The organism is Micromonospora sp. DT43, assembly GCF_049841645.1.
Lineage (GTDB): Bacteria > Actinomycetota > Actinomycetes > Mycobacteriales > Micromonosporaceae > Micromonospora.
In genome coordinates, this window is sequence record NZ_JBNCKR010000006.1 from 211,180 (window position 1) to 236,023 (window position 24,844).

Sequence of the window (24,844 nt, forward strand, 5' to 3'; positions counted from 1 at the left end):
GAACCGGGCCCGGCCCTCGCGCGCCGTCGCGGGGACGGCTCAGTGGTTGTGCTCGGCCAGCTGCTTGCGGACGTCGTCCATGTCCAGCGCCTCGACCTGCTCGATCAGGTTCTCCAGCGCGGACTCGGGAAGCGCGCCCGGCTGGGCGAAGACGATGACGCCGTCGCGGATCGCCATGATCGTCGGGATCGACCGGATGTCGAACTTCGCGCCCAGCTCCTGCTGAGCCTCGGTGTCGACCTTGCCGAAGACGATGTTCTGGTGCTTCTCCGAGGAGCGCTCGTAGACCGGGGCGAACCGCTTGCACGGACCACACCAGTCGGCCCAGAAATCGACCAGGACGATGCCGTCGTTGCCGGTCACCTCGTCGAAGTTCGCCGAGGTCAGCTCAACGGTTGCCATTGCACTCTCCGATCACCGCGGTTTGTCTGCGTCCCGTAGAACCAGGGCTGACCGTATCGAATTCCCGGGTCGTCCAGCGCGAAACGTGCGCCGGGCTGCCCGGGGCCCTCGGCGGTCATCGAAGAGTGTCAGTTCACACCGTCCTGCGGAACGCAAGTGCATGACGCACTTGCGTGACCTGCGGTGATGGGAGCGGTTCCAGGGAGATCCACCCAGTCAAGCGCTACGAATCGGTAACTTGAGCCCTGACGAGGCGGTATCCGGCCTGCGGAGATCGCTGATCAACCCGCGCTTCGTCACGGAGAGTATTGTTACAAAAAGATAAATGTGAGCTCGATCTCTGTTGAACCCATGCCGCCGTAGGGCAGAATTCCTCACATCAGAGCGTGGGCGGCGGGTGCCGGGGAGGGCCCCGCCGCTCATTGCGTCTCCCCTCGGGTGAGTGACCGGTGTGACATTTCCGCCGAGGCCGCGCCCCGACCGTTGCCTTAACCATCGATAAGGCATGCTGTGCCGAACTTCATCGCCGCCCGTCGAAGGGACCAGGATGCAGTTCGGCCGCTACTACGAGGAGTTCGAGGTCGGCGCGGTCTACCGGCACTGGCCGGGCAAGACCGTCACCGAGTACGACGACCACCTCTTCTGCCTGCTCACCATGAACCACCACCCGCTGCACCTGGACGCGCACTACGCCGCGACGGCCAGCCAGTTCAAGCGCAACGTCGTGGTCGGCAACTACATCTACTCCCTGCTGCTCGGCATGTCGGTGCCCGACGTCAGCGGCAAGGCCATCGCCAACCTGGAGGTCGAGTCGCTGCGGCACGTGGCGCCCACCTTCCACGGCGACACCATCTACGGCGAGACGACAGTGCTGGACAAGCGGGAGTCCGGCTCCAAGCCCGACCGGGGCGTGGTCTCGGTGGAAACCCGCGGCTACAACCAGGACGGCACCATGGTCTGCGTCTTCCGCCGCAAGGTCATGGTCCCCAAACAGGAGTACGCGGCAAGCGCCGTCGCCGAGGGAGTGGACCCGGAGCGGCCCAGCTTCCCCGACCCGCGCTGAGGCTCCCCGGCCTCCGCCGCCCGCCACCGGGCTTCCCCTTCCCCGCAGGAGGTTCTGCGGGGGAGGGGGTCGGTCACCCTTTCGGGGCTTATGCTGGCGCCGGAGGTTCCGATGAGCCACTCCGTCGCCGGAGAGCCGCCCTCTGCCGGCCGCCGCGCCGCACCCTTGACCACCGCCGTCTACTCCGCCGCCGAGTGGGACCTGCTCACCAGCCTCCCCGCTCGGGTGCTCGTGGCCGCCGCCGCGCCCGGCGCCGGCCGCCCGGAACGGGGTGTGCTGGCGGGCCTGGCCGGCCTGGACGCGGTGGCCGCCGGCCGGGGGTTCGACAGCGATCTGGTCCGTGCCGTCGTCGCCGCGATCTACGCCCGCCACGACGGTGCACCGGCACCCGCCGAGCGGCTCACCGACCTGGTGGACCTGCTGGTCGCCTGCCGGGCAGCGGTTCGGGTCCTGGCGCAACGGGCTGATCCCGCCGACTCGGCCGCGTACCGCCAATGGGTGCAGTCGGTCGCGGCCCGCGTCTGCCGGGCGGTGCCCGGCCCCGGCGGACGTCTGGCCAGCCCCGCCGACCGACGCTTCCTGGACCGGCTGGGTGACGCGCTCGGCCTGCGCTGAGGTCGGCGGGCCGCCGCAGCGGACGCCGCGACGGTCCGTACCCTCTGATGACCGTGACCGACGACCAGCTTGAGGTGGGCGTGGGCCCCTGGCCGGGGGACCCGCCCGAGGACCCGCGCTACGACAGGCAGTTGCTCGCCGAGGGAGACCGGCGCAACGTGGTCGACCGCTACCGCTACTGGCGGCACGAGGCGATCGTCGCCGACCTGGACCGGCACCGACACGGCTTCCACGTCGCCATCGAGAACTGGCAGCACGACTTCAACATCGGCACGGTGGTACGCAACGCCAACGCCTTCAACGCCGCCGAGGTGCACATCGTCGGACGGCGACGGTGGAACCGGCGCGGCGCGATGGTGACCGACCGATACCAGCACGTTCGTCACCACGAGACGATCGAGGAGTTCGTCGACTGGGCGGCGGGGCAGCGGCTGCCCGTGCTCGGCATCGACAACCTGCCCGGCTCCCGCCCGCTGGAGACCGGCACCCTGCCCCGGGACTGCGTGCTGCTCTTCGGCCAGGAGGGACCGGGCCTGTCCGAGCCCGCCCGCGCCGCCTGCGCTCAGCTCTACTCGATCGCCCAGTACGGCTCGACCCGGTCCATCAACGCGGGTGTGGCCAGCGGCATCGCCATGCACGCGTGGATCCGTACCCACGCCGGCCCGCCGCCGGACTGACCCTCGCCCCATCGGCCGAATCGGACGTTCCGGCTTGACGTGTCGGCGTTGCGGGGTGACGGTGGAGTTGTGAGTGTCGCGGTGAGTTGTCCGAGATGCGGGGGCCCGGTACGGGCGCCGGATCTGATGCACACCGAGTCGAGGTGCCTGCGCTGCGGTCCCGTGCCGCCGTTGCACGTGCCCGAACACATCGGAGCGGAGATCATCGCGAGCGTGGTGGAGCGGATCACCGCGGCCGAGGGTCCACCGGGGACGCCGCTGTGGTGCCCATGGCCGCTACCGCCCGGTTGGACCCTCACCGGAGTGGCGTACGCCGGTGACGACCGCACGGGGGTGCGGGCGACGGCGGTGGCCTGCGCGGGGCCCGCGCCGCTCGACGACGGGCCGGCGGATCTGGTCTTCGTGGCCGAGGAGCCGGGCGTCGGTCTGGGCACCCGACTCGCCGGTCTGGCCGGCCCTGATCCCGGACCGGAACTCGTCGACGCGCTGACCGACCCCGGTCCGGGGCACCCCGAGCACGTGGGGCAGGCCAGGATCCGGGTCGGCGGGCATCCGACTCCACTGTGGTTGGTTAATTCTCCGACGGATCGAAGCGCGTACGCCGGCGAGGCTCGGGGAATGTGGCTACATGCGATAGCCTGGCCGGCGAGCGCGGGTCATCTCCTCGCGGAAGAGGTCGTGTTACACGACCTGACCGAGTGGACTCCGCCCGAGCTCGTGTACGGCGCACCGTCTCCGTACCTGTCCGGGAGAGCTTGACACCTTCCGGTTTGACGGAGAACGGACGCAGATCTTCACTGTACGACACCACACTGATACTCTGGGTGCCGCTGCGGTAATGGGACCCGGCGCCGCGCGAGAGGATGGCCCGCCATGGTCAAGAAGGTCCTCACCTGGGCCGGAATCGCATTCTTGATCTTCTTCGTCGCCTATCGGCCAAACTCTGCGGCTGATGTGTTCAAGTCTCTGGGCGGCGGGATCATGGACATCGCCCAGGGGTTCGGCGACTTCTTCACCAGCCTCGTCGCCTAACCGGCGATGGGCAGCCCCTCCGGTCCACCCTTCGACCCGGACGATCCTGACCGGGAACGCCGCGAGCGCGACACCGAGCCGATCCCGCGGATCGGGCCGGATGACGGCCCGGGCTACGGAGCCGGTCCCGGCCTGTCCGATGGGCCGTCCCTTTCGGACGACGTCGGCTACGGCGACGGGCCCGGCTATGCCGGCGAAGGGCGGTCCGGTCGGGGCTGGATCCGTGATCCCGAGGCCGCCTACCAGCCACCGCAGATCTCCGAGGACGAGCTGGCGGGGCTTCGTGCCGATGCGACGGGGGCGACCCCCCGGCGGGTGCTTCCGCTGGAGGACGAGCCCAGCTCGCTTGTCGCCCGCTACCTCTTCCCCACCGAGCGCTACCGGGGCGAGTGGAAGCGGCACTGGATCCACCTCGCCAACCCGCTCCTGATCGGCGTCGCGGCGACGTTCGTGCTCGGCTACCTGTCCGGCTTTCTCGCCGGTAACAACGTGGGGGCGCTGACGACCATCGCGGTGCTGCTCTGGTTCGCCGTCATGGGCTGGGTGGCCTGGAAGGTCGCCGACTGGTGGTATGACCGGTTCATCCTGACCAACAAACGGGTCATGGTGGTCAACGGCATCGTCACCCGCAAGGTGGCCATGATGCCGCTGGTCCGGGTCACCGACATGAAGTACGAGCAGACGCCGACCGGCCGCGCGCTCAACTACGGCACCTTCGTCCTGGAGTCCGCCGGCCAGGAGCAGGCGCTGCGCGAGGTCAAGAATCTGCCCAACCCGAACGAGCTGTACCTGCGAGTCGTGGAAGAGATGTACGAGCCGCAGGCGGTCGAGGCGCGGTTGGGCAAGGAGGCCGACGAGGCCAAGGCCGACGACGGGGCGTGAAAGTTTTCGTCCGAACATCGGAGCAAGTGCACACCTTTCGTCATGGACCGGAACACCTCTGACGTGGCACTCTGCCAGGACGGTATGGGTGCGGAGGTGTGCGGTGGCGAGCAGGGACCCGTTGGAGGAGGAGTTTCGCGAGTTCGTCGCGGCTCGCTCCGCCGCCCTGCTCCGAACCGCCTATCTCCTCGCCGGCGACTGGGCGACGGCCGAGGATCTGCTCCAGACGGCGCTGACCAAGACCTACCTCGCCTGGAAGCGGCTCGGTGGGATCGAGGCGGTCGAGCCGTACGCCCGTCGTGTGATGGTCAACACCTCGACGAGTTGGTGGCGTCGGCGCTGGCACGGTGAACGCCCCACCGAGGTGCTACCCGAACGACCCGGCGTCGACGAGATCGAGCAGCAACTCGACCGCGACCTGCTCTGGCGACACCTCAGGGAGCTGCCCAGCAGGCAGCGGGCGGTGCTCGTCCTGCGCTATTACGAGGACATGTCGGAAGCGCAGACGGCCGCGCTGCTGGACATCTCGCCGGGCACGGTGAAGAGCCAGGCGTTCCGGGCGCTGGCCACGCTGCGCCGACGAATGGGTGCCGCCACCCCGGACCTGACCGACACCCCCGGTGCGAACCGGGGCACCGACACCGCCCTCTCGGGGCGGGCCCGTGCGGCCGCCTCCTCGGGTCGGACCCGGGACGCCGCTCCCTCCGGCCGGGGTCGCGACGCTGCCGGAGCCGGCCGGGGCGCCGACGCTGCCCGACCTGGTTCTGTCGGGAGAGTTCCAGGGGGTCGTTACGCGGCGACGCCACGTCCGGCGGCCGGTCGGGCCGAGCCGGGAGCGGTGGCACCCGGCCCATCCGTGCCCCGCCCGATCGCACCGGCGGTCGAGCTGCCTACCGCTCCGGCGGCCGTGCCCGTCGGCACCGGTGCCGGAGACCAGCAGTGAGCGCATTCCCGCGGCGGCCCGACAACCTGACGGACGGTCCGCAGCGTCCTAACCAGGTGCGACGTGACCAGCTGGAAGGTGCGGTGCGGGAGACTCTCTCGCACCAGGTTGCCGTCACCCGTCCACTGACCGCCGACCCGGCCGGTCAGGCCATCCGACGGGCCAACCGGATCCGACGCCGGCGGGCCGGTGTCGCTGTCGCGCTCGGAATGGTCACCACCGTGCTGATCGGCGTCGGCATGACGCAGCTCGCCGACGAGACCGGCCGGGAGGGCTCCCCCACCGTCGTGATCGGCGATCCGGACCTGTCCGTCCGGCCGCTCCTCTCAGCCACCGTCGCCCCACCTCCGCCGTCGCCCGGAACGCCTGCTGGCCTGCTCCTCGACGGCACCCTGATCAACCCCGACGGCAAGCGGTTGGCGCTGCCCAGCGTCGGCCACGCCGAACGCGCCCACAGCCTGCCCAGCGGCGCCGGTCTGCTGGTGGTCGGTGCCCCGACCACCGCCGGCCGTTCTCTCTGGGTCGCCCAGGACGACGGCCTGGTGCAGGTGCTGCTGGCCGGCGCGGGCCAGATCGTTCTCGCGCCCGACGCCAGCCAGGTCGCCTGGCGGGACGGCAAGGACCTCCTCGTGGCGGGAGTGGTCGGTACCCAGCTCATCGGCACGGTGCGTACTTCGGTCCCGGACGACGCGGAACCCGTCCGATTCGTCGGGAACAGCGTGCTGATCCGGCTCGACCGGAACGGGCCGGCCCACGCCCTGTGGCGGCCCGGCGGGGGGGAGCTGATCCCGGTGTTCGAGCGGGGCACCCTGAACGTCTACGGTGCGCTGCCCGACGGGCGGCTGATCGGTCAGGTATCCGCGAGTGGGCCCGCCGGGACCTGCCTGGCGGTACTCGACCCGAAGCGGGCTCTGAAACCGGTACGCACCGCCTGTGGCACGCAGTTGAGCCTGGACGGCGCGGGCGGCGTGTCCGACGACGGGCGCTGGCTCCTGGTGAACGGAAAGGTCGGCGCGAGCGACCGCGCTCTCCTGGTCGACCTGGAGAGGCTCGGTACGACGCTGAACGCCGTGCCGGCCGGCCCGACGCTGAGTGGCGCTGTCGCCTGGACGACCGGAACGGACGTCTCCTACGTCGACAGCGCCGGCAAGCTGGTTCAGGTCGACATCGAACGGGTGCGAGCCGGGCAACCGGCCGAACCGGTGCCCGTCGCCGGCCTTCAGCCCGGTGACCGGCCGGTCCTGGTCACCGGATCCTGAGGCCAGCAGCTCTTCGCCGCGTCTCGGCAGACGGGCGCTGAAGGTTGCGCCTCCGGCTGGGAGGCACCTACGCGAGCCGGATTCGGGTCTTCCCGATAGCGTCGGGAGGTGACCTCGCGTACCGGCCCCGCGCCGCGGATCGACCTGCACGCCCACTCGACCGCCAGCGACGGCACGCTCAGTCCGGCCGAACTGGTCCGCGCCGGCGCCGATGCGGGCCTGGACGTGCTGGCCATCACCGACCACGACACCACCGCCGGTTGGGCGCCGGCCGTGCGTGCGCTGCCGCCCGGTCTGCGCCTGATCCGGGGCGCCGAGCTGTCCTGCCACTGGTCCGGCTCGCACCCGCCGGTACCGCTGCACCTACTGGCGTACCTGTTCGACCCGGAACACCCGGAGCTGGTCGCCGAGCTGGCCCGGGTGCGGGCCGCCCGCGAGGAGCGCGGCGAGCGGATCGTGGCGCTGCTGCGCGCCGACGGCATCGACGTGAGCTGGCCGGACATCCTGTCCGGGGCGGGCGGCGGCACGGTGGGCCGCCCGCACATCGCGCAGGCGCTGATCCGTGCCGGACTGGTCGCCGACACCCGGGAGGCGTTCGGCCCGGCCTGGCTGGGTGAGCGGTACCGGCTGCCGAAGGAGGACATCGACGTCTTCCGCGCGGTCCGGCTGGTCCGGGCCGCCGGGGGCGTACCGGTCTTCGCCCATCCGCGCGCCACCCGACGCGGCCGGGTGGTGCCCGACGAGCTGATCGCCGAGCTGGCCGCCGCCGGGCTGGCTGGCCTGGAGGCCGACCACGAGGACCACAGCCCGGCCGAGCAGGCGCACGTACGCGCGCTCGCCACCGAACTGGGCCTGCTGGTCACCGGCTCCTCGGACTTTCACGGAACCCACAAGAGCGTCCAGCTCGGCGCGTTCACCACAGGCGTCGAGGCGTACGAACGGATCGTCGCCGCCGGGGTGACCGAGGTCGCTTCGGGCTGATCCGCGTATTTCGCCCACCCGGGCGCGACTAGGTTGATCACGTGGATCTGAAGCTGTTCGGCGAGGTTTTCGTGACCCTGCTGGTGATCACCGACCCGCCGGGCATGATGCCGATCTTCCTGGCGCTGACCGGCCCGCTGCCCGCACGGGACCGCAACCGAGCGGCCTGGCAGGCTGTCGCGCTGGCCCTCGGCGTAATCGTGATCTTCGCGGTGGCCGGGCAGACCCTGCTCGACTACCTGCACGTGGACCTCCCCGCGTTGCAGGCCGCCGGTGGGCTGCTGCTCGTCCTCGTCGCACTGGAACTGCTGACCGGCAAGGCAGACGATCCCAGCCAGCAGGTCACCTCGAACATCGCGTTGGTGCCGCTGGGCACCCCGTTGCTGGCCGGCCCGGGTGCCATCGTGGCGACCATGCTCTTCGTCCAGCAGGCCGACGGGCTGGGCGACTTCACCGCCATCGCCGTGGCCATCCTCGCCGTCATGGTCGCGGTCTGGATCGTGCTGCGCTTCTCCGGCGGCATCGTGAAGATCCTCCGCCCCGGCGGCATCGAGGTGTTGACCCGGATCGCCGGCCTGCTCCTGGCCGCGATCGCCGTCCAGCTCATCGCCGACGCGGTCGCGGCCTTCGTCACGCAGTACGTGAACATGGCCTGACCGGCACACCGGAAATGTCGGCGGGGGATGGCAGGATCGCAGGCGTGCGACGAGCCTCTTCAGCCGGACGACCCGCCGCGGGCGGTCGGGCCCCTCAGCAGCGCCCCGGTGGCGCCGAGCAGCTCGGCTTCGAGGGGATGCCGGAACGACTGTTCGTCTGCACCCCGAGCAAGCTCGGCGCGTACGCGGACTGCCCGCGCCGCTACCGCTACTCCTACGTCGACCGGCCCGCACCGCCGAAGGGCCCGCCGTGGGCGCACAACTCGCTCGGCGCCAGCGTGCACACCGCCCTGAAGAACTGGTATGCGCTGCCCGCCGACCGTCGTCGCCCCGAGGCGCTGGCCACCCTGCTCAAGGGCACCTGGGTCCGTGAGGGCTACCGGGACGACGAGCAGGAGCGGGCCGCCTACCGGCGGGCGCTGGGCTGGCTGGAGGCGTACGTCGAGACGTTGGAACCGGAGGCCGACCCGCTCGGTGTCGAGCGTGTGGTGGCGGTCAAGACCGCCGTGCTGGCCTTCAACGGCCGCACCGACCGCATCGACTCGCGGCCCGGGCCCGAGGGTCCGGAGCTGGTCATCGTCGACTACAAGACGGGCCGCACCGGGCTGGACGCCGACGACGCCCGGGGCTCGCAGGCGCTGGCGCTCTACGCGTACGCGGCCGAGCGGGTGTTCCGCCGACCGTGCCGCAGGGTGGAGCTGCACCACCTGCCGACCGGCACGGTCGCCGGCCACGACCACACCGTCGAGTCGCTGGCCCGCCAGTTGACCCGGGCCGAGGACACGGCCCGCGACATCATGGCCGCGGAGCGGGCGGTCGCCGACGGCGGCGACGCCGACGAGGCGTTCCCGGTGTCGCCCGGCCCGCGCTGCGGTTGGTGCGACTACCGGCGGCACTGCCCGACCGGGGCACAGACACCAGGCAAGGAGCCGTGGGCGGCCGTGGACCGGCCCGTCGAGGGCTGATACGGCCGGCCCGCGCCTGCCCTCGGGCGCCGGCCCGCATTGATCCCCGGCCGGGCGGGCTCGGTCAGCCGGCCAGCGGGGTCGCGGCGTGCCGCTCGGCCCGCTTCTTGGCGGCCTCCACCAGCGGCCCCTCGAAGTAGCGGTGCGGCACCGCCCCGAGCGCCAGCCGTAGGGCACGCAGGGTGAGGTCCGCCGACAACTCGGTCGTGGGCAGCCCCAACCCGCCGTACATCCGCCGGGCCCACGGGGGCAGCAGCGCGAGCGCGGTGCCGGCGATCCCCAGGTACGCCCAGCGCGGCGGGCCGAGGGTGAGGCCCAGCCGGGCCGGCAGGCTGAGCTTCCACGGCAGCGGCGGAGCGGTGAGGAAGAGCGCCGTCTCGGCGGCCTCCCGGGTCATTCGCAGCTCCGGCCGTACGGCGCGGTAGTACGCCTCCACCTCGGCAGCGGTACCCGGCACAGTGGCCGGGTCCAGCCCGACGAGGGCGGCCGACCGGCGCTGCTCGGCGTAGTAGCCGTCCACCTCGTCGTCGGTGAGCGGCAGACCCGCCCGCCGGGCCGTGCTCAAAAACGATTCCACCTCGGTGACATGCACCCAGCGCAGCAGGGCCGGGTCGTCGATCCGGAACTCCTCGCCGGTGCCGGGATCGGTGGCCCGCAGCCGGGCGTGCAGGCGACGCAGTCGCGCCCCCGCCTGCTCCGCTTCAGCCGTCGTGGCGTAGACGGTGGTAGCCACGTAGGTGGCGGTTCGGACCAGTCGTCCCCACGCGTCGGTGCGGTAGTTGCTGTTCTGGGCGACCCCGGCCATGGCCCGGGGGTGCAACGCCTGGAGGTAGAGCGAGCGCAGGCCGGCGACGATCAGGATCGGCTCCTCGTGCACCTTCCACGTGACCGAACCCGGACCGAAGAGGCCGAGGTCATCGGAGTCCACCTACCAAGCGTGCCACGGCTCGCTGGTCGGCGCCGGTGTGGGCCGGTTCAGCTGTCGGCGGCGCGGAGCGACTGGCAACTCGGGCAGAGACCCCAGAAGGTCACCTCTGCCTCGTCCACCTCGAAGCCGTGCGCGACGCCCGACTCCAGGCAGGGAGCACTGCCGACCGCGCAGTCGACGTCGGCGATCTCGCCACAGCCCCGGCAGACCACGTGATGGTGGTTGTCGCCGGCGCGCGCCTCGTACCGGGCGGGACTGCCGGCCGGCTCGATCCGACGGGACAACCCGGCTCGGCTCAACGCCCCCAGCACGTCGTAGACCGCCTGGGTGGAGACCGACGACCAGCAGCGACAACCGTCGTCCGCCCTGGTTGGCAACGGACACAGCCAGCAGAACCGGCGCGCGGGGTAGCGCCGTGCTGAACCTGATCGCCGCCGCGCGCGTGTCTTTCGGGCGAGAGCTCGGGGATGACCGGCGGTCCGTACGCTGGCGATCCCCGCACCGTGATCCACCTGGAGGTGTCGATGTTCGAGGAGATCCTGGGCCTACCGGTGCACGTCCTCGTGGTCCACGCGGTGGTCGTCTTCGTCCCGCTGCTGGCGGTGCTGGCCATCGGATACGTGGGGTTGCCGCGCTGGCGGCACCGACTGGACTGGGCGCTGGGCATCCTCGCCGTCGTCGCACCGGTGACCGCGTTCGTGGCCGTCCAATCCGGTGAGGCATTCACCGACGCCCTGGTAGCCCGCGGCTACCAGGGCCAGATTCTCGACCAGATCTTCGAGCACTCCCGCTACGGCGACATCCTGTTCCGGATCGTGGTGCCCCTGGGGATCGTGGCCATCGCGCTGCTCGTGGCGACCAGCGGGCACCCTCGGGTGCCGCGGCTGCCGGCGCTGGTGACGCCAGTGCTCGCGGTGGCGGTCGTCGCGCTGGCCCTCGCCGCCCTGATCTACGTCTACCTGACCGGTCACTCCGGCGCGGAGGCCGTCTGGGGCACCACCCTCTGACGGGCGGGCACCCGTCGGTGCTGCTCCCTCGACGTCGCTCGTTCGTCGTCGCTCGTTCGTCGTGGCTCGTTCGTCGTCGCTCGTTCGACGTCGCGCGCAGTAGGTGAGGCGCTCAGAAGATGATGCGCGAGCAGAGCAGACAGACCAGAGCCACCAGCACCACGGCGGCTGCGGCGCCGAAGCCCCAGGTGACCCGCTGGGAACGCTGCTCGGCGGCATCCAGCCCGGCCATGTCCTGTGGTGGAAGCTGTCGAGGCGGAGCCGGCTCCAGGTGCACCGGGGGACGCCAGCCGGCCGGGGGCGGCACGCTCGGGGGCGGGCCCGCGTAGCCGCTCGTGGCTGCGGTGGCGGGTGGGGGTTGGTCGGCCGTCGCGCCGTCGCCGGTCCCGGGCCGGCGCCAGTAGTCGTCGTCAGGGGTGCTGCCGCCGCTGGGGGTCGTCACGCCGTCCGACGCTACCAACGAAGCCGGCGGTCCGGTCGCTTCTGAGCCGTGTGCCAACGGTCGGCGAGCGGCCCGCCGCTGTCGCCTGCGCTAGTCTTGCCGCTCGTGAGCACCGAGGACCCCGGCACGCTGGGCGCGCGCGGCGATGATGACCGCACCGTCGACCTGAGCGACGACTTCGTGGTGCTGCCCGAGCAGACCACGGACGACACCGACCACGGCTGGGGCGAGCGGAGCAGCGACAACGACGACTGGCTCCTCGCCCAACGCCCCCCACACTGGGACTGACCCCGAAGCCACGCGCCGGACCACCGCCCGTGCGGCAGGTTCCGCAGGCTGGACTGACATCCTGCCTGCGACCCGTAGACGGACGGCCGCCCGCATGGCAGGGTCGGCAAGCCGCTGCGGCACCCCGACTGCGCCGCTGGTCGCCGGGCAGCCGGCCGGGGTGTCCGTGCCGGTTGGGGTGTGCAGGATCGCGGCGGCCAGGCCGAGCAGCGCGGCGACCAGCCCGGCCCGCAGCACGGCGCGACCGGCGGGCAGGGCCGGCCGGCGCAGTGGACGCAACGCCCGTGCGGAATCCAGCTTGCGGATGATCATTTGCCGCCTCCGTCCCGGGTGCCGTCATGGTGGCACCCGTAGAGCGGCACGTTAGGCCGGCGACGGCCGGCGGTGCGGACGCTTTGTCCCCGCCTGTGGACAACCGGCCGGCCTGTGGATAACGCCCACCGGCCGGCCGGACCTGCTAAGGACGGCGGGCTCGCTGCGGCACGGCAAGAGGATCCGGCTTCTTGATCCACTCGGGTTCCTGGAATCCGGGCGATCAACACGGCCCGGAGGGGCCGACTTCCTGCACTCCGAGTGGATCAAGGCCGGCTCGGGCTGCGGTCAGGACGCGGAGCTGGCCGCCGGCGCCTTGCCGCCGCCCGATCCACCGGACGACGATCCACCGGACGACGACCCGGACGAGGACGACCCGGACGACGACCCACCGGAGGACGAGCCGGACGACGAGGACGAAGACGACGACCCGGAATCCCCACCCGAGGACGAGGACGACGAGGACGACTCGGACTTGGCGGGCTTGCCGCCGGCGGTCGTCTCAGAACCGGACGCGCGGGAGTCGGTGCGGTAGAAGCCCGAGCCCTTGAAGACGATGCCGACCGAGTTGAAGACCTTGCGGAGCCGCCCCTCACACGCCGGGCACTCGGTCAGCGGCTCGTCCGAGAAGGACTGCACCGCCTCGAGCTGGTGACCGCACGCGGTGCAGGCGTACTGGTACGTGGGCACGTTCTCCTCCGGTATCTGGGCTCGGCCAGTTGGCACTCGACGTATTCGAGTGCCAATGGTGCGTCATTCGGCCCGGGTTCGTCCAGCGGACGTGTGGGGCGCGACACCGTGCGCCGTACCCGGGCCGTTGTCAAGCGTACGCATCCCCTCGGCGGGGGTGACGACCGAGCGGACCGGACGGTCGTGCGGCTCCGCCGGCAGCGCCTCGACCAGCTCGCCGTCGTGCAACGGCACCACGGTCAGGGTCACGCCGGACACCCGCGCCAGCGCGCGGTCGTACGAGCCGCCGCCGCGGCCCAGCCGTCGTCCGCGAAGGTCCACGGCGAGCGCCGGTACGACCACCAGCTCCGCGCCGGTGACCGCGGCCACGCCGAGGCGGGGGCCGATCGGCTCCCGGATGCCCCGGCCGGCCGCCACCAGAGCGTCCGGTCCGGAGTACGCGGCCCAGTCCAGGTCAAGGTCGGGACGGAGCACCGGAAGCAGCAACTCGGCGTCGGGCGGCAGCGCCGACCGCAGCACCTCCGGCAGGTCGGCACCGCCCGGCTCGGAGCCGACCGGGACGTACGCCGTCATCCGGCGCGGGCGCAGCCGGCGTACCAGGGCGATCAGCTCGGCCTGGACGCGCCCGGCGGCCTCGGCCCGCGCCGCGGGGGGTAGGGCCCGGCGGCGGGCGAGCAGGTCGACCCGGGTGTCCCGCTTCGTCACTCGGGTCACTTCCGCTTCATCAGAAAATTCCGGCACGCAACACTCCTGACGCAACGCCACTCCCACGGTTGCTCTGTGTCAGCATCGCAAGCAACGGAGGCGGAACTTCCGGGGGGACCGAGTGACGCTACGCGGGCGGTTGACTGCAGCCTTCCTCGTGGTGGTGCTCGGCCCGGTCCTGCTCGGGGCGTTCTTCGTCGCGTCCACAGTCACGGCCGTCGACCGCAGCCGGTCCACCGAGCGCCTCGCGGTGGCAGCGTCCACGGTGCGTACCTCGGTCGACGCGCTCTGTCAGCAGCTGCGCGCCACCGCCGACGCGGTCGCCCTCACCGGTGACCCGGCCGTCGCCGCCAGCCAGCTCGTCGGCCGTGGGTTGGCCGCGGCGGTGCTTGTCACCGACGTGAACGGACGCGTCACGTACGCCTCGCCCGACGCTCCGCCGACCCCCTGGCGGGACTGCTCCGAGCCGGCCACCGCTTCGTCGGGCCCGGTCCGCGCGCTGGCCGCCCGGGTCGACCGCCGCGACCCGACCGGCGCGCCGTTGGGCACGGTGGCCGCGGCGCACCTGGTCGACCCGGCCTTCGTGGCCCGGCTGGCGGCGGCGACCGGGGTCGCGGTCACTCTGCTCGACGACGGCGCGAGCGCCGCCCGGTTCACGCACACCACCGAATCCCGGGAGGTACGCGACGCGGTGCTGGCCGCAGCAGGCGGCGCCAGCGGTGAGCGGGTCACCGAGACCCCCAAGGGCCGGTACGTACGGCGGATCGGACCGTCGGCCGGTCAGCCGCTGCCGCTGGTGTTGTCGGTGCCGAGCGAGCGGCCGCCCATGCTGCACGTCACGCTTGCCGGCGTGGTCGTACTGGCCGGGCTGCTCGCCGTGTTCACCGCCTGGCGTCTGGCCCGGGTGACCACCCGGCCTCTGGCGGAGCTGGCCGGTGCGGTCGACCGGGTGGCGCACGGCGACCTGACCGCCCGGGTGCCGGTGCGCAGCCACGACGAGCTGGGTCGGCTGGCCGCCGCTTTCAACCGGATGACCCGCGAGACGGGGTCGTACGTCGCGGCGCTGACCAGCAGCCGCGACCAGCTCCGCGGGCACCTCGCGGTGCTCGGCGACACCCTGGCCAGCACCCACGACCTGCAGCGCATCCTGCGGGTGATCCTGCACAGCGCCATCGCCGCCACCGGGGCGCGGGCCGGCGCGGTGCTGCTGGTGGAGGCCGGTGGGGTGCTTGTCGCGCAGTGCGGCGAGGGGTTGGACGGGCGCTGGCCGGCGGGGGACCCGGACGGGTCGCAGGGCCTGCGGGTGCCCGTGGGCGTCGGCGTGGTCGGCGCGGTGGCCGCGACCGGCGAGCCGCAGCGGGGCCGGATGGAACCGGCCGACGTCCCGACCGGCGAGCCGCGCTGCCGCACCTACGTCGCGGTTCCCTTCGCCACCCCCGGCGGCGCGACCAGCCCGAGCGGCGCGACCACGCTCGGCGGCGCGACCACGCTCGGCGGCGCGACCACGACAGTCCCGGGCGGTGAGAGGAGTCTCGACGAGTCCGGCGCTCCGGCGGCGGCGCTCGGTGTGCTGGCCCTCTACGACCGGGTGGGCGCGGACGAGTTCGACGACGACGACCTGGACACCCTGCGCACCTTCGCCGGGCACGCGGCCGTGGCGGTGGAGAACGTCCGGGTGCACGAGGAGGCGCAGCGGCTCTCCCTCACCGACCCGCTCACCGGGCTGTGGAACTACCGCTACCTGCGCGAGTCGATCCGGCGGGAGGTGGAACGGGCCAGCCGGTTCGGCCGGATGCTCAGCGTCCTCGCCCTCGACCTGGACCGCTTCAAGGACGTCAACGACACGTACGGGCACGCGGCGGGGGACACCGTGCTTGCCGAGTTCGCCCGCCGGGTACGCGGTGAGATCCGCGAGGTCGACCTGGCCTTCCGGCAGGGCGGTGAGGAGTTCGTGCTGCTCCTACCGGAGACCGATGCACGCGGAGCGGCGATCGTGGCGGAGCGGCTGGGCGCGGCGGTGCGCGAGACACCGATCGCCGTCGAGGCGTACGCGGGGCCGATCGTGGTCACCGTGTCGGTGGGCATCGCCGTCTACCCGGACCACGGGAGCACCGGACGGGAGGTGCTGGAAGCCGCCGACGACGCCCTCTACGCGGCCAAGGCGGCCGGCCGGGACACCTACCGCGTGGCCGAGGCCCGCCCCGAGGTGCCGACGCGGGAGATCCCGGTGCCCGCCGGCGCCGTCAGCCCATCCGACGGGCTGCCGCGTGCCGGCCGACCCGTGCAGGTCCCGCGGGAGCCGGGCGGCCACGCCCGGTCCGAGTCGGCTGCGGGCGTACCGGAATCGAACCGGTCGGGGCCCGCGCACGCCCGGCCTGATCCGGTCGACGAGCCGACGGCCACCGCCGCGGACGCCGCGCGGGCCGGCCCCGACGTCGCCGGGCCGGGGCCGGGCGGCGGCGCGTCTTCTGGGCCACACCCGCCGCGGCAGAGCCGTGGCCGATAGTCTCGCGGCATGTCGGAGCACTCAGCGAACCCCTCATCGACGGTCGCCGCAACCGGCCGTCCCCTGGCGGTCAAGGCCGTCATCCCGGCCGCCGGACTGGCCACCCGCTTCCTGCCGGCCACCAAGGCGGTCCCGAAGGAACTGTTGCCGGTGGTCGACCGGCCGGTGTTGCAGTACATCGTCGAGGAGGCCACCCAGGCCGGCATCGGTGACGTGTTGCTGATCACCGGTCGGGGTAAGACGTCGATGGTGGACCACTTCGATCGACGCCCCGACCTGGAGACCAGGCTGGAGGAGAAGGGCGACGCCGAGCGGCTGGCCGCCGTGCGCCGGCCCAGTGAGCTGGCCGAGATCTACACCGTCCGCCAGCCGGAGCAGCTCGGGCTGGGCCACGCCATCGGGTACGCCGAGTCGCACGTCGGCGACCAGCCCTTCGCGGTGCTGCTCGGCGACGAGTTCGTCAAGCCGTCCGAGCCGCTGCTGCCGGCGATGCTGGAGTTGCAGGCCCGGACCGGCGGTGTGGTGCTCGCCTTCTTCGAGGTCGACCCGGCCGAGACCAAGCGCTACGGGATCGCCTCCGTCGAGCCGGCCGAGGCGGAGCTGACCGACATCGGTGAGGTCGTCAAGGTCACCGGCATGGTGGAGAAGCCGCAGCCGGAGGACGCGCCGAGCAACCTCGCGGTGCTCGGCCGGTACGTGCTGCCGGGGAAGATCTTCGACGCGATCCGCCGGACCAAGCCGGGCAGCGGTGGTGAGATCCAGCTGACCGACGCGATGGAGCTGCTGCGTACCGAGGGCGTCCCGGTGCACGCGATCGTCTACCGGGGCACCCGCTACGACACCGGCATGCCGCTGGGCTACCTCCAGACGGTGGTGCAGATCGCCGCCGAGCGCGAGGACCTGGGCAGCGAGTTCCGCGCCTGGCTTGCCGACTTCGTCAAGGCCGACGCGGCAGGCGGATCTGGTACATGACCGCGACGGCCGACGCCGAGGCGGCCGCGAACGAGTTGACGCCGCTCGCCGACTACCTGGGCAGCGTGCTGCGCAGGTTACGAGCGCTGCCGCCACTCGACCTCGACCTCACCCAGGCGCACGGCAACGTCCTCGCCGAGGACGTCGTCGCGCCGCACTCCTTCCCGGCCTTCGACCAGGCGGCCGTGGACGGGTACGCGGCCCGCTGGGAGGACATTTCCGGAGGGGGCCGGGGCCCGAGCTACGTCCCGGCCCCCTCCGGCACGCCCGGCGGGCGGACCATCCGGCTCAACGTGGTCGGCGACCTCGGCGCGGCGAGCTGGCGGCCGGTGCGCCTCACCCCGGGCTCGTGCTTCTCGGTGGCCGCCGGGGCGCCGCTGCCCGTCGCCGCGGACGTCGTGGTCCCGGTGGAGTGGACCGACCAGGGCATGGCCGCCGTCGAGATCTTCCGCACCCCCAAACGGGGGTACGGGGTACGCCGCGCCGGTGAGGAGCTGCCGGCCGGCACCCTGCTCGCCCGCGCCGGCACGTACGTGTCCCCGGCGCTTGTCGCGGTGTTCGCCGCCACCGGCATCGGGCACGTGGTGGTCCGGCCCAGCCCTCGCGTGGTCATCGTGGCCACCGGCGACGAGTTGGTCGACGTGGGTCGGGGCAGCCAGCCCGGCCAGGTGGTGGACGCGAACTCGCACGCGTTGACCGCCGCCGCGGCGGAGGTGGGCGCACTGGCGTACCGGGTCGGTATCTGTGACGACGACCCGGAGGGGCTGCGCGGGCTGCTGGAGGACCAGACCCTGCGCGCCGACCTGATCATCACCACCGGGGGGACCGGCACCGGTCCGGGTGACATGGTGCGCCGGATCCTGTCCCGCCGTGAGGGCGGCCGGGCCGGCCCGGTCACCTTCACCGACGTGGCGCTCTATCCCGGCACCGCGCTCGGGTTCGGCACGGTCGGCGCCGAGGAGGTGCCGGTGGTCTGCCTGCCCGGTGACCCGGGCGCCGCGCTCATCGGTTTCGAGGTGCTGGCCCGACCGGCGATCCAACTGCTCGCCGGCGCCGAGCCGGTGTTCCGGCCCAGCGTTCGGGCGCACCTGCTGGAGACCGTTTCGTCCCCCGGCGGGCTGCGTGAGTTCCGGCCCGCCCACGTCGCGGAGCGGCGCGGCGGCGGTTACACGGTGCAGCCGCTGCGCGGTGGCCCGTTCACCCTCTCCGGCCTCGCCGAGGCGAACGGGCTGCTGGTGCTCGGTGAGCGCGTCACCACCGCTGCCGCCGGCTCCACCGTGGACGTCCTGCTGCTCGACAGGCGCCGGTGAGTCTGCCCGTCTGCTCCTCGACGGTGCGGGTGGTGGCTCCACTTGCGCACGAACCGGTCCCGCGCGGGAGACTGTGCCTGTGAGCCTCTTCGGACCCGAGCGGGCCCCCGGCTGGCCGGCGGTGCTGGTCGACGGCCCGGTGCTGCTGCGGCCGTACCGGCGCTCCGACGCGGCGGCCTGGTCGGAAATCCGCCGGGCCAACCGGGCCTGGCTGGCACCGTGGGAGTCGTCGCTGCCGGGCAGTTGGGACGAGCTGAACTCGCCTGCCGCGTTCCGCTGGGTGCACCGTGACCAGCGGCGTTCGGCCCGCGAGGGCGAGGGAATGCCGTTCGCGGTCTGCCTGCGCGAGGCCGACCGGGACCGGTTGGTCGGGCACCTCAACGTCGGCAGCATCGTGCGCCGCGCCTTCTGCTCCGGCTACGTCGGCTACTGGGTCGACGCCCGGGTCGCCGGCCAGGGCGTGATCCCGACGGCGCTCGCCCTCGCCGTGGACCACGCGTTCGGCCCCGGTGGACTGCACCGGGTGGAGGTCAACATCCGGCCGGAGAACCGACCGTCGCGGCGGGTGGTGGAGAAACTGGGCTTCCGCGAGGAGTCGTACCACGTGCGCTACATGCACATCGACGGCGCCTGGCGGGACCACATCGGATACGCGATGACGAGCGAAGAGGTCGCCGCCGAGGGCGGTCTGTTGGCCCGCTGGCACCGGGTACGCGCCACCGCGCGGTAGCGGCGTCCCACGCACGGGATCGGCGCGGCGCGGCGGCATCACGGTCGGTGCGCCGTAACCTCAAGTAACTGCAAGCTGCGGCAAGCGCTCACCGTCCGGACGATCTACGCACCCAGGCACGATCGGTGGAAGATCCTGCGGTCGGGGAGCCCTTGCTCCGAATTCGGTGACGGGAGGGGTGAGGGTGCCGACCTCGGTGCTCCTCGCCGTCCTCGCCGCCGCCGGCCTGCTCGCCCTGGCCCCGGCGCTGGTTCGCCGGTACGACGCCACCGAGCGGCTGGTGGCGGAGCGGGCGCAGTCGACGGCACGGGTGCTCCAACGCCGTCGACGGCGCCGCACTGTGCCAGGACGGCAGCCCGTCCACCCGCCGCGCTCCCTCGTCGTCACCCTCAGTGAGGATGTGGCTACGGGGAGGCTGGCCGCGCCGGTTTCCGCGCCTCCGGCGGCCCGCCGCTCCGGCCGCCTGCGCGCCGTACCGCCGGCCGCCAAGCGATCCCGCCGTCGTCCGCCGCGCCGGCAGCACACCCCCGCCGTGTACCGCCGACGCCGGGTGCTGGCCGCGCTGCTGCTGCTCAACGTCGTCGAACTGATCGGCGTGCTGTTCGTCAGCCCCGGCTTCTGGATCGGGTTCTCGGTCACCTTCCTGCTGCTGGCCCTGTACGTCGTACACCTGCGCGGGCGTGCCCTCGCCGGCCGTCGTCGACGCCGCGCCCGCGCCCGGGAGGCGGCGTGGCTGGCCGCCCGCCAGGCCGAGGTTCGCCGGGAGCAGGCCCGCCGCGCGGCGGCCCGCCGGGAGGCGCAGCGCCGCCTGGCGGCCCAACGCGAGGGGGTACGCCGAGCAGCCATGGGCCTCGACCGCCCCGGAGACCTACCGGCGGCCGTCAACGGTGGCTCGGTCTCGTACCGCCGCTCGGGAGGGCTGCGCGGCCGCCCCTACGAGGCCGGCCGGGGTGCCTGACCCGTCGGCCCGGCTTGATCGTCTCGGCCGGCTTGATCGTCTCCACTTCCTGGAAATGGCGGTATTGGGGCGTCCGGGATGCCCCGTTTTCCTGGAAGGCGAGTCGATCTCCGTGCTGGCGCGGGCGGCGCACCGGGGGGCGGATTCGCGGTGGAGGTCGGCGACCTGTTAGCCTTGCTGCCGGCCCGCCCGGTGTAAGCCGGGTGGGACCGAAGCCGGTTCGCCGGTGGGGGGCTGTGGCGCAGACTGGTAGCGCACCTCGTTCGCATCGAGGGGGTCAGGGGTTCAAATCCCCTCAGCTCCACCCCAGGTCAAAGGCCGTTTCCGCGAGTCGGAGACGGCCTTTTTCGATCTTGTTCGCCACGGAAGAGCAGTAGGGGTCGAGCCCGACTTCGCGGCCGGCGAAGAACTCCTCCGCCGCCTGACCGATCGCGAGCAACCCGGGGCGCCAGGAGCTCGATCTAGGCGGCCTCGGCGGTTGGTTCGGCCCGCTGACCATCATCGGCCTCGGCCTGCTCGCGTGGGTGACCCTTCGCCGCCGTGGTGTACGACGAACGGTCGCTCGGCAGCGAGACATCACACCTGACCAGCCCTGAGAACGTACGTCGCCGCAGGGGGCCGGGCTCACTCAGTGATCGGCGGGCCGGCGGCCGTCGCCGCCGCACGGCCGTTACCCGGCCCTCAGGTGCGGTCGAGGCCGATCCCGCCGGCCTTGGCTGCCCGGCGGCCGATCGTGCTGGGTGCGAAGGCGACCACGCCGAGCACGAGTGTCGTGGTTGCCAGAGCCACCATCGGCGGCAGCCGCAGCAGCAGCGGTGTCAGTGCGAGGAGGACGGCGACCCCGAGCAGTGAGCCCAGTGACCAGATCCCGCTGGTGGCCTTGAACGCGATCCGGCCGCAGAGGACGAGCACCGCCCCGACGACGATCAGGCCGGCACCCCAGCGACGTTCGGTGCCCTCGGTGGACAGCCCGATGGTGATCTCGTCCCCGACCGCGATGCAGACGATGCCAGCGACGAAGGACAGGTGCCGATAGGCCGCGATGACGGCGATCTGGGCACCGTGGTTCTCGAGGGAGTTGCTGAGGGCTCGGTGTTCCGGAAGGAAGTAGAGCCGCCACAGCGCCACCGCGTTGGCGAAGGCCAGCACGGCCGCGGCGCTCTGCGGCAGTTCGAACGGGCCGGTGGCGTAGGTGGTGCCGCTGACCAGGATGAGTTCACCCAGCGCGACGATGCTGATCTGGCCGAAGCGTTCGGCCAGGTGTTCGCCGACGACCCGGAGTTGCTCGCTGGGGACCTGCCCGACCTTCGGCACGGGCCACCCCACGTAGGCGACGGCGAAGTCGATGCCCAGCGCCGCGATCCAGAGCGCCAGGCGGGGGCCGGCCGGCAGGAACGCCCCGACCAGCCAGGGGGCGGCGGACACCCCGAACCACACCGCGACGACCAGGGTGCGCCGCTGCGCGGGGTGCCCGCGCAGGGCCGGCAGCAGGGTCGCCGCCCGGCCGAGGTGGACGAGGACGTACGCGCCAGCGAAGAAGATGCCGTGTGCGCCGAATGCCAGCGTCACCGAGGCGGCCATCACCAGCCCGACGAGCATCACCCCCACCACGAGCCGCTGGATCAGCGCTTCGTTGGGGTTGAACCAGTCGGTGGACCAGGCCGTCGCGACCCAGACCCACCAGACGGCGCCGAGCAGGACCATCGTCTGTACGACGTTGAGCCAGCTGAGGTCGTGCAGGAGCCGGTCCGACAGCCGCGTCAGCGCGAAGATGAACGTCAGGTCGAAGAAGAGTTCCAGGGCCGACGCCTGGCGCGATGACTCTCGTTTTCGCAGGAGCCGCGCAGGGCTGCTCTTTGCCACCGGATTGCCGCCTCGTCTGCTCGCTCGGCAATCGTTCTATCACGTACGGTAATCAAGCGGGGCGGTATGCGTGCGCTCTAGGAGAAGCGTTCCGTCGATACGGGGACCAGGCCGTGTTGTCGCAGGACGTTGGTCAGTCCGGACAGGGTCGGGCCCACCACCTCGGCCGCGCCGGTCCTCAGCAGCACTGTCACGTCGAGACCCCAGGCGAGTGTGTGGCCAACCCGTCGTAGTTCCCAGGTGATCCGGTCGCCGTCCTTCTCCAGGTGACCGCTGGCGGCCGATCCGGTCGTGTCACCGGAGGGCGTCCGCCAGCTCGCCCTCAGTCCTGCCACCTGGTCCGCCCGGAGATCCTTGGCGAAGAGGACGCGGTAGACGCGCCGCTCGTGGAAGCCTGCCGGTGGGTGGGCAGGACCGAGCCGCAGCGGCGCGGCGGTCGCGAACGGTTGGTGGTCTTGGAAGTACGTACGCAGCACGGCTTCGGTGGGTAGCTGTCCACCACCGAGCCTGCGGTAGGCGCTCTCGGCGCTGCTGCGTGCAGCGGGGACCACCCTTGCGAGTAGATCCGGATCGAGACGCATCGTTCGGCTGAGTGCGGCGGAACTCCACCAGCCGACGCCCGACGGAGTCCAGCTCGCGCTGTCCAGGCCCGTGGTGGAGAAGTCGTGGTGGCGGGTGAACCGCTCGACGACTATCGCCTCCACGTCGGCGGCACGGTCACGGTCGCCGTGCCGGAGGCGCAGGACCAGGTAGTAGTCCAGGAAGTGGGCGTTCATCGCCGACCGGGTGACCCCGGTGCGCTGGACCGGCGGCTGACACTCGACCTCGCACGTGCGTGGGGCCGGCCCATCGTGTGCCGGCCCCACGGCACGTCACGGCTTCCAGGAACCGGCGGTGGCGAACTCATGCTGGTACTCCAAGACGCCCGAGGTGTCGTGCACGTCGAACACGACGCTGCCGGTCCGCTTGGTGCCCACGGTCAGGTCGTTGGCGGCCGGCATCGGTTTGCCGCAGCCGGACAAGATGCCGGCTATCGCGTTGGTCTCGGTGCCGTCGGCGGCGACCCACTGGAAGTAGAACGGGTTCGCCGAGCCGGTGCCCTTGGTGACCGTCACCGTCACGTCGGCGATCACGTACATGCCCTCGTCGGGTTTGAGGCCGTACGACGTGCAGGGCTTGGTGGCGGTGCTGAACTTCGTCACGGTGATCTCGACGGTGCCGCCGTTGTCGTCGATGACGAGGGTGTCCCCGGCGGACATGTTCCGGGTGTCGCTGTTGGCGGACGCGCGGGGCGACGGCGCGGCGGTGGCCGGCGGCTGCCCGACACCACGGGTCACCGCCGGGGTGGGCAGCGCCTCGGGCACCTCGTTCGCGACGTGGTTCGCGCCGATGACCACCGCCACGATGCCGCCCGCGCAGCAGAGCAGGGTGAGCACGGCCGCGGTCACCGCGATGGCCACCACTGTCCTGTTGGAGTTCTTCGTCGGCACGGGCGGCGGCGTCTTGATCGGGTAGCCCGGACCGCCGGCCTGCGGGTACGCAACACCGGCCTGCGGGTACGCGCCACCGGCCTGCGGGTACGCGCCACCCGAGAACGGCGGCTGCGGCGGGTTCGCCGCTGCCGACCACGGGTTGGGCGGCATCGGCGCCTGCGGGACCGTCGGATCGGCGGCGGACTGCTGCGGCTGCGGTGTCGCCGGGAACGGCTGCGTCGGCGGCTCCGGGCTGGGCTGCTGAGGATCCTGCGGTCCGGCGGGGGGGTGGGGGTGGGTCACCGTACTCCTTGGCGCCTCGTACGTGCGGTTCGGGAACCCGCCGACGCTACCGTGCGTCGCCGAACGGCCGGTCGCCGCGCCGGCTCGTGTCCCATCGTCCGTGCGCGTCGGCGCACCGGCCAGGATGGACGATGCGGGGAGTCAGCGCAGCGTGAGGACGGCGGCGGTGCGTACCAGGCCGTCGGCGACCACGAACCGGCCGGTGATCGTGCTCGGGGGATCGGTCACCTCGGCCGCGTCCACCCGCCCCGGTGCGATCCGGGCCGTGAACGTGCCGGCGTCCGGGTCCAGCGTGAGGTGGGCGTCGTGGAAGTCCAGCCAGCTTCCGACGACCGGGTGCCAGACCTTGTAGACGGTCTCCTTGGCGCTGAACAGCACGATGGGCCAGAAGATATCGGAGGGTAGCCGCGCAAGGCTCTCCTCCTCCTCGGGCAGCAGTACGAGTCGGCGTACCCCCGCGTTGATCTCGCGGTGCCGTTCGGCGTCCATGCCTACCGATCGCAGGTCGGTGGCGCGTGCCGCGGCGGCGGCGCAGTAGTCGGTGGTGTGGGTGATGGCGCCGACCACCCCGGCGGGCCAGACGGGCGCGCGGTCGGCGGCGGCCGGCACGGCCACCGCCGGCAGGCCGAGGTCGGCCATCGCCCGACGGGCGCAGACCCGGCCGGCGGTGAAGTCCCGGCGACGGGTCTGCACCGCCCGTTCGCCGAGACACGCCTGTTCGGCGGCGAGGAGTTCGCCGGTCCAGTCGTGGGTCTCGGCGACGGCCACGGCGACCGTCGGCGGCAGGAGGTCACGCATGTCCGCCGCCTACCGTCGGGTAGTGCGGAGGCATTAGCTCGTCAGTCAGATTTCCGACTCCCACGACGGGAGAAGCTACCGCAAA

27 protein-coding genes, 1 tRNA gene and 1 pseudogene are annotated in these 24,844 nt (G+C 72.3%); 19 read left to right on the plus strand and 10 right to left on the minus strand.

Annotated features, from left to right (window positions below; translation table 11 throughout):
- Window positions 1-39: 39 nt before the first annotated feature.
- Window positions 40-402, minus strand: a complete 363-nt coding sequence (trxA, locus tag ACLQ26_RS17215) for a thioredoxin (protein ID WP_030329190.1) — start codon at window positions 400-402, stop codon at window positions 40-42.
- 547 nt (window positions 403-949) lie between these two features.
- On the opposite strand from trxA, the gene ACLQ26_RS17220 reads away from it, so the two are divergent.
- The 11 genes from ACLQ26_RS17220 to ACLQ26_RS17270 all read left to right on the plus strand — a co-directional run bounded on the left by ACLQ26_RS17220 (window position 950) and on the right by ACLQ26_RS17270 (window position 9,475).
- Complete coding sequence (locus ACLQ26_RS17220) at window positions 950-1,465, plus strand: MaoC family dehydratase (protein ID WP_425745367.1); 516 nt, start codon at window positions 950-952, stop codon at window positions 1,463-1,465.
- Window positions 1,466-1,555: 90 nt separating this feature from the next.
- A complete protein-coding gene (locus ACLQ26_RS17225) occupies window positions 1,556-2,080 on the plus strand; it encodes a hypothetical protein (RefSeq protein WP_425745368.1) in 525 nt (174 codons plus the stop codon).
- A 53-nt stretch (window positions 2,081-2,133) separates the two neighbouring features.
- Complete coding sequence (locus tag ACLQ26_RS17230) at window positions 2,134-2,757, plus strand: TrmH family RNA methyltransferase (RefSeq protein ID WP_425745369.1); 624 nt, start codon at window positions 2,134-2,136, stop codon at window positions 2,755-2,757.
- Window positions 2,758-2,838: 81 nt separating this feature from the next.
- Window positions 2,839-3,516: a DUF6758 family protein gene (locus ACLQ26_RS17235; RefSeq protein ID WP_363685177.1), complete on the plus strand. Its 678-nt coding sequence runs from the start codon at window positions 2,839-2,841 to the stop codon at window positions 3,514-3,516.
- Window positions 3,517-3,630: 114 nt separating this feature from the next.
- Window positions 3,631-3,789, plus strand: coding sequence for a hypothetical protein (locus ACLQ26_RS17240; RefSeq protein WP_007455302.1), 159 nt, complete (start codon window positions 3,631-3,633; stop codon window positions 3,787-3,789).
- A gap of 6 nt (window positions 3,790-3,795) precedes the next feature.
- Window positions 3,796-4,671 (plus strand): PH domain-containing protein, encoded by an 876-nt coding sequence (locus ACLQ26_RS17245; protein ID WP_425745370.1) that lies wholly within the window; start codon window positions 3,796-3,798, stop codon window positions 4,669-4,671.
- 103 nt (window positions 4,672-4,774) lie between these two features.
- Entirely contained in the window at window positions 4,775-5,614 is an 840-nt protein-coding gene (locus ACLQ26_RS17250) for a SigE family RNA polymerase sigma factor (protein WP_425745371.1), read from the plus strand.
- Window positions 5,615-5,670: 56 nt separating this feature from the next.
- On the plus strand, window positions 5,671-6,873 hold the full coding sequence (locus ACLQ26_RS17255; protein WP_425745372.1) for a hypothetical protein: 1,203 nt from the start codon (window positions 5,671-5,673) through the stop codon (window positions 6,871-6,873).
- 108 nt (window positions 6,874-6,981) lie between these two features.
- A complete protein-coding gene (locus ACLQ26_RS17260) occupies window positions 6,982-7,854 on the plus strand; it encodes a PHP domain-containing protein (RefSeq protein WP_425745373.1) in 873 nt (290 codons plus the stop codon).
- Window positions 7,855-7,895: 41 nt separating this feature from the next.
- A complete protein-coding gene (locus ACLQ26_RS17265) occupies window positions 7,896-8,510 on the plus strand; it encodes a MarC family protein (protein ID WP_266248663.1) in 615 nt (204 codons plus the stop codon).
- A 14-nt stretch (window positions 8,511-8,524) separates the two neighbouring features.
- Window positions 8,525-9,475 (plus strand): RecB family exonuclease, encoded by a 951-nt coding sequence (locus ACLQ26_RS17270; protein WP_425745374.1) that lies wholly within the window; start codon window positions 8,525-8,527, stop codon window positions 9,473-9,475.
- A 64-nt stretch (window positions 9,476-9,539) separates the two neighbouring features.
- On the opposite strand, the gene ACLQ26_RS17275 is transcribed toward ACLQ26_RS17270, so the two are convergent.
- Both ACLQ26_RS17275 and ACLQ26_RS17280 read right to left on the minus strand, forming a co-directional pair.
- Window positions 9,540-10,403 (minus strand): oxygenase MpaB family protein, encoded by an 864-nt coding sequence (locus tag ACLQ26_RS17275; protein ID WP_425745375.1) that lies wholly within the window; start codon window positions 10,401-10,403, stop codon window positions 9,540-9,542.
- 47 nt (window positions 10,404-10,450) lie between these two features.
- Window positions 10,451-10,744: pseudogene (locus tag ACLQ26_RS17280) on the minus strand (Fur family transcriptional regulator); the annotation flags it as partial.
- Between the two features lie 183 nt (window positions 10,745-10,927).
- Between ACLQ26_RS17280 and ACLQ26_RS17285 the strand changes: the two are divergent.
- Window positions 10,928-11,410 (plus strand): DUF2231 domain-containing protein, encoded by a 483-nt coding sequence (locus ACLQ26_RS17285; protein WP_363685307.1) that lies wholly within the window; start codon window positions 10,928-10,930, stop codon window positions 11,408-11,410.
- 112 nt (window positions 11,411-11,522) lie between these two features.
- Here ACLQ26_RS17285 and ACLQ26_RS17290 read toward each other — a convergent pair whose 3' ends face one another.
- A complete protein-coding gene (locus ACLQ26_RS17290; RefSeq protein ID WP_425745376.1) occupies window positions 11,523-11,852 on the minus strand; it encodes a hypothetical protein in 330 nt (109 codons plus the stop codon).
- Between the two features lie 105 nt (window positions 11,853-11,957).
- Between ACLQ26_RS17290 and ACLQ26_RS17295 the strand changes: the two genes are divergently transcribed.
- The gene (locus ACLQ26_RS17295) at window positions 11,958-12,140 is read left to right on the plus strand and encodes a hypothetical protein (RefSeq protein ID WP_425745377.1); all 183 of its coding nucleotides are present in this window, start codon (window positions 11,958-11,960) and stop codon (window positions 12,138-12,140) included.
- 600 nt (window positions 12,141-12,740) lie between these two features.
- Here the strand turns inward: ACLQ26_RS17295 and ACLQ26_RS17300 are convergent.
- Together ACLQ26_RS17300 and ACLQ26_RS17305 are read right to left on the minus strand one after the other, a co-directional pair.
- A complete protein-coding gene (locus ACLQ26_RS17300; RefSeq protein WP_425745378.1) occupies window positions 12,741-13,178 on the minus strand; it encodes an FmdB family zinc ribbon protein in 438 nt (145 codons plus the stop codon).
- Between the two features lie 27 nt (window positions 13,179-13,205).
- Window positions 13,206-13,883, minus strand: coding sequence for a 5-formyltetrahydrofolate cyclo-ligase (locus ACLQ26_RS17305; protein WP_425745379.1), 678 nt, complete (start codon window positions 13,881-13,883; stop codon window positions 13,206-13,208).
- A gap of 85 nt (window positions 13,884-13,968) precedes the next feature.
- Between ACLQ26_RS17305 and ACLQ26_RS17310 the strand changes: the two genes are divergently transcribed.
- The 6 genes from ACLQ26_RS17310 to ACLQ26_RS17335 all read left to right on the plus strand — a co-directional run bounded on the left by ACLQ26_RS17310 (window position 13,969) and on the right by ACLQ26_RS17335 (window position 20,627).
- The gene (locus tag ACLQ26_RS17310; RefSeq protein WP_425745380.1) at window positions 13,969-16,353 is read left to right on the plus strand and encodes a diguanylate cyclase; all 2,385 of its coding nucleotides are present in this window, start codon (window positions 13,969-13,971) and stop codon (window positions 16,351-16,353) included.
- A 9-nt stretch (window positions 16,354-16,362) separates the two neighbouring features.
- Window positions 16,363-17,325: a UTP--glucose-1-phosphate uridylyltransferase gene (locus tag ACLQ26_RS17315; protein ID WP_425745381.1), complete on the plus strand. Its 963-nt coding sequence runs from the start codon at window positions 16,363-16,365 to the stop codon at window positions 17,323-17,325.
- Window positions 17,322-18,635 carry a molybdopterin molybdotransferase MoeA gene (gene glp, locus ACLQ26_RS17320; RefSeq protein ID WP_266248677.1) on the plus strand — a complete coding sequence of 438 codons (1,314 nt, stop codon included), beginning with the start codon at window positions 17,322-17,324 and terminating at the stop codon, window positions 18,633-18,635. The genes ACLQ26_RS17315 and glp overlap by 4 nt, the downstream gene beginning before the upstream one ends.
- A gap of 79 nt (window positions 18,636-18,714) precedes the next feature.
- Window positions 18,715-19,365: a GNAT family N-acetyltransferase gene (locus ACLQ26_RS17325; protein WP_425745382.1), complete on the plus strand. Its 651-nt coding sequence runs from the start codon at window positions 18,715-18,717 to the stop codon at window positions 19,363-19,365.
- Window positions 19,366-19,543: 178 nt separating this feature from the next.
- Window positions 19,544-20,323, plus strand: coding sequence for a hypothetical protein (locus ACLQ26_RS17330; protein ID WP_425745383.1), 780 nt, complete (start codon window positions 19,544-19,546; stop codon window positions 20,321-20,323).
- A gap of 230 nt (window positions 20,324-20,553) precedes the next feature.
- Window positions 20,554-20,627: transfer RNA gene (locus ACLQ26_RS17335), tRNA-Ala, on the plus strand.
- Between the two features lie 377 nt (window positions 20,628-21,004).
- On the opposite strand, the gene ACLQ26_RS17340 is transcribed toward ACLQ26_RS17335, so the two are convergent.
- The 4 genes from ACLQ26_RS17340 to ACLQ26_RS17355 form a co-directional block, all read right to left on the minus strand.
- Window positions 21,005-22,186, minus strand: coding sequence for a low temperature requirement protein A (locus ACLQ26_RS17340; RefSeq protein WP_425745384.1), 1,182 nt, complete (start codon window positions 22,184-22,186; stop codon window positions 21,005-21,007).
- A gap of 77 nt (window positions 22,187-22,263) precedes the next feature.
- Window positions 22,264-22,962 carry a hypothetical protein gene (locus tag ACLQ26_RS17345; protein ID WP_425745385.1) on the minus strand — a complete coding sequence of 233 codons (699 nt, stop codon included), beginning with the start codon at window positions 22,960-22,962 and terminating at the stop codon, window positions 22,264-22,266.
- Window positions 22,963-23,058: 96 nt separating this feature from the next.
- Window positions 23,059-23,961: a hypothetical protein gene (locus tag ACLQ26_RS17350; RefSeq protein WP_425745386.1), complete on the minus strand. Its 903-nt coding sequence runs from the start codon at window positions 23,959-23,961 to the stop codon at window positions 23,059-23,061.
- 141 nt (window positions 23,962-24,102) lie between these two features.
- On the minus strand, window positions 24,103-24,759 hold the full coding sequence (locus tag ACLQ26_RS17355; RefSeq protein ID WP_425745387.1) for a 4'-phosphopantetheinyl transferase family protein: 657 nt from the start codon (window positions 24,757-24,759) through the stop codon (window positions 24,103-24,105).
- Between the last annotated feature and the right edge of the window lie 85 nt (window positions 24,760-24,844).

Excerpts from the sequence above, each read along its gene's own strand:
- glp (WP_266248677.1), top strand. The coding sequence starts at position 17,322 with ATGACCGCGACGGCCGACGCCGAGGCGGCCGCGAACGAGTTGACGCCG.
- ACLQ26_RS17345 (WP_425745385.1), bottom strand. The coding sequence starts at position 22,962 with ATGAACGCCCACTTCCTGGACTACTACCTGGTCCTGCGCCTCCGGCAC.
- ACLQ26_RS17355 (WP_425745387.1), bottom strand. The coding sequence starts at position 24,759 with ATGCGTGACCTCCTGCCGCCGACGGTCGCCGTGGCCGTCGCCGAGACC.
- ACLQ26_RS17270 (WP_425745374.1), top strand. The coding sequence starts at position 8,525 with ATGTCGGCGGGGGATGGCAGGATCGCAGGCGTGCGACGAGCCTCTTCA.
- ACLQ26_RS17220 (WP_425745367.1), top strand. The coding sequence starts at position 950 with ATGCAGTTCGGCCGCTACTACGAGGAGTTCGAGGTCGGCGCGGTCTAC.
- ACLQ26_RS17315 (WP_425745381.1), top strand. The coding sequence starts at position 16,363 with ATGTCGGAGCACTCAGCGAACCCCTCATCGACGGTCGCCGCAACCGGC.
- ACLQ26_RS17245 (WP_425745370.1), top strand. The coding sequence starts at position 3,796 with ATGGGCAGCCCCTCCGGTCCACCCTTCGACCCGGACGATCCTGACCGG.
- ACLQ26_RS17225 (WP_425745368.1), top strand. The coding sequence starts at position 1,556 with ATGCTGGCGCCGGAGGTTCCGATGAGCCACTCCGTCGCCGGAGAGCCG.
- ACLQ26_RS17240 (WP_007455302.1), top strand. The coding sequence starts at position 3,631 with ATGGTCAAGAAGGTCCTCACCTGGGCCGGAATCGCATTCTTGATCTTC.
- ACLQ26_RS17285 (WP_363685307.1), top strand. The coding sequence starts at position 10,928 with ATGTTCGAGGAGATCCTGGGCCTACCGGTGCACGTCCTCGTGGTCCAC.
- trxA (WP_030329190.1), bottom strand. The coding sequence starts at position 402 with ATGGCAACCGTTGAGCTGACCTCGGCGAACTTCGACGAGGTGACCGGC.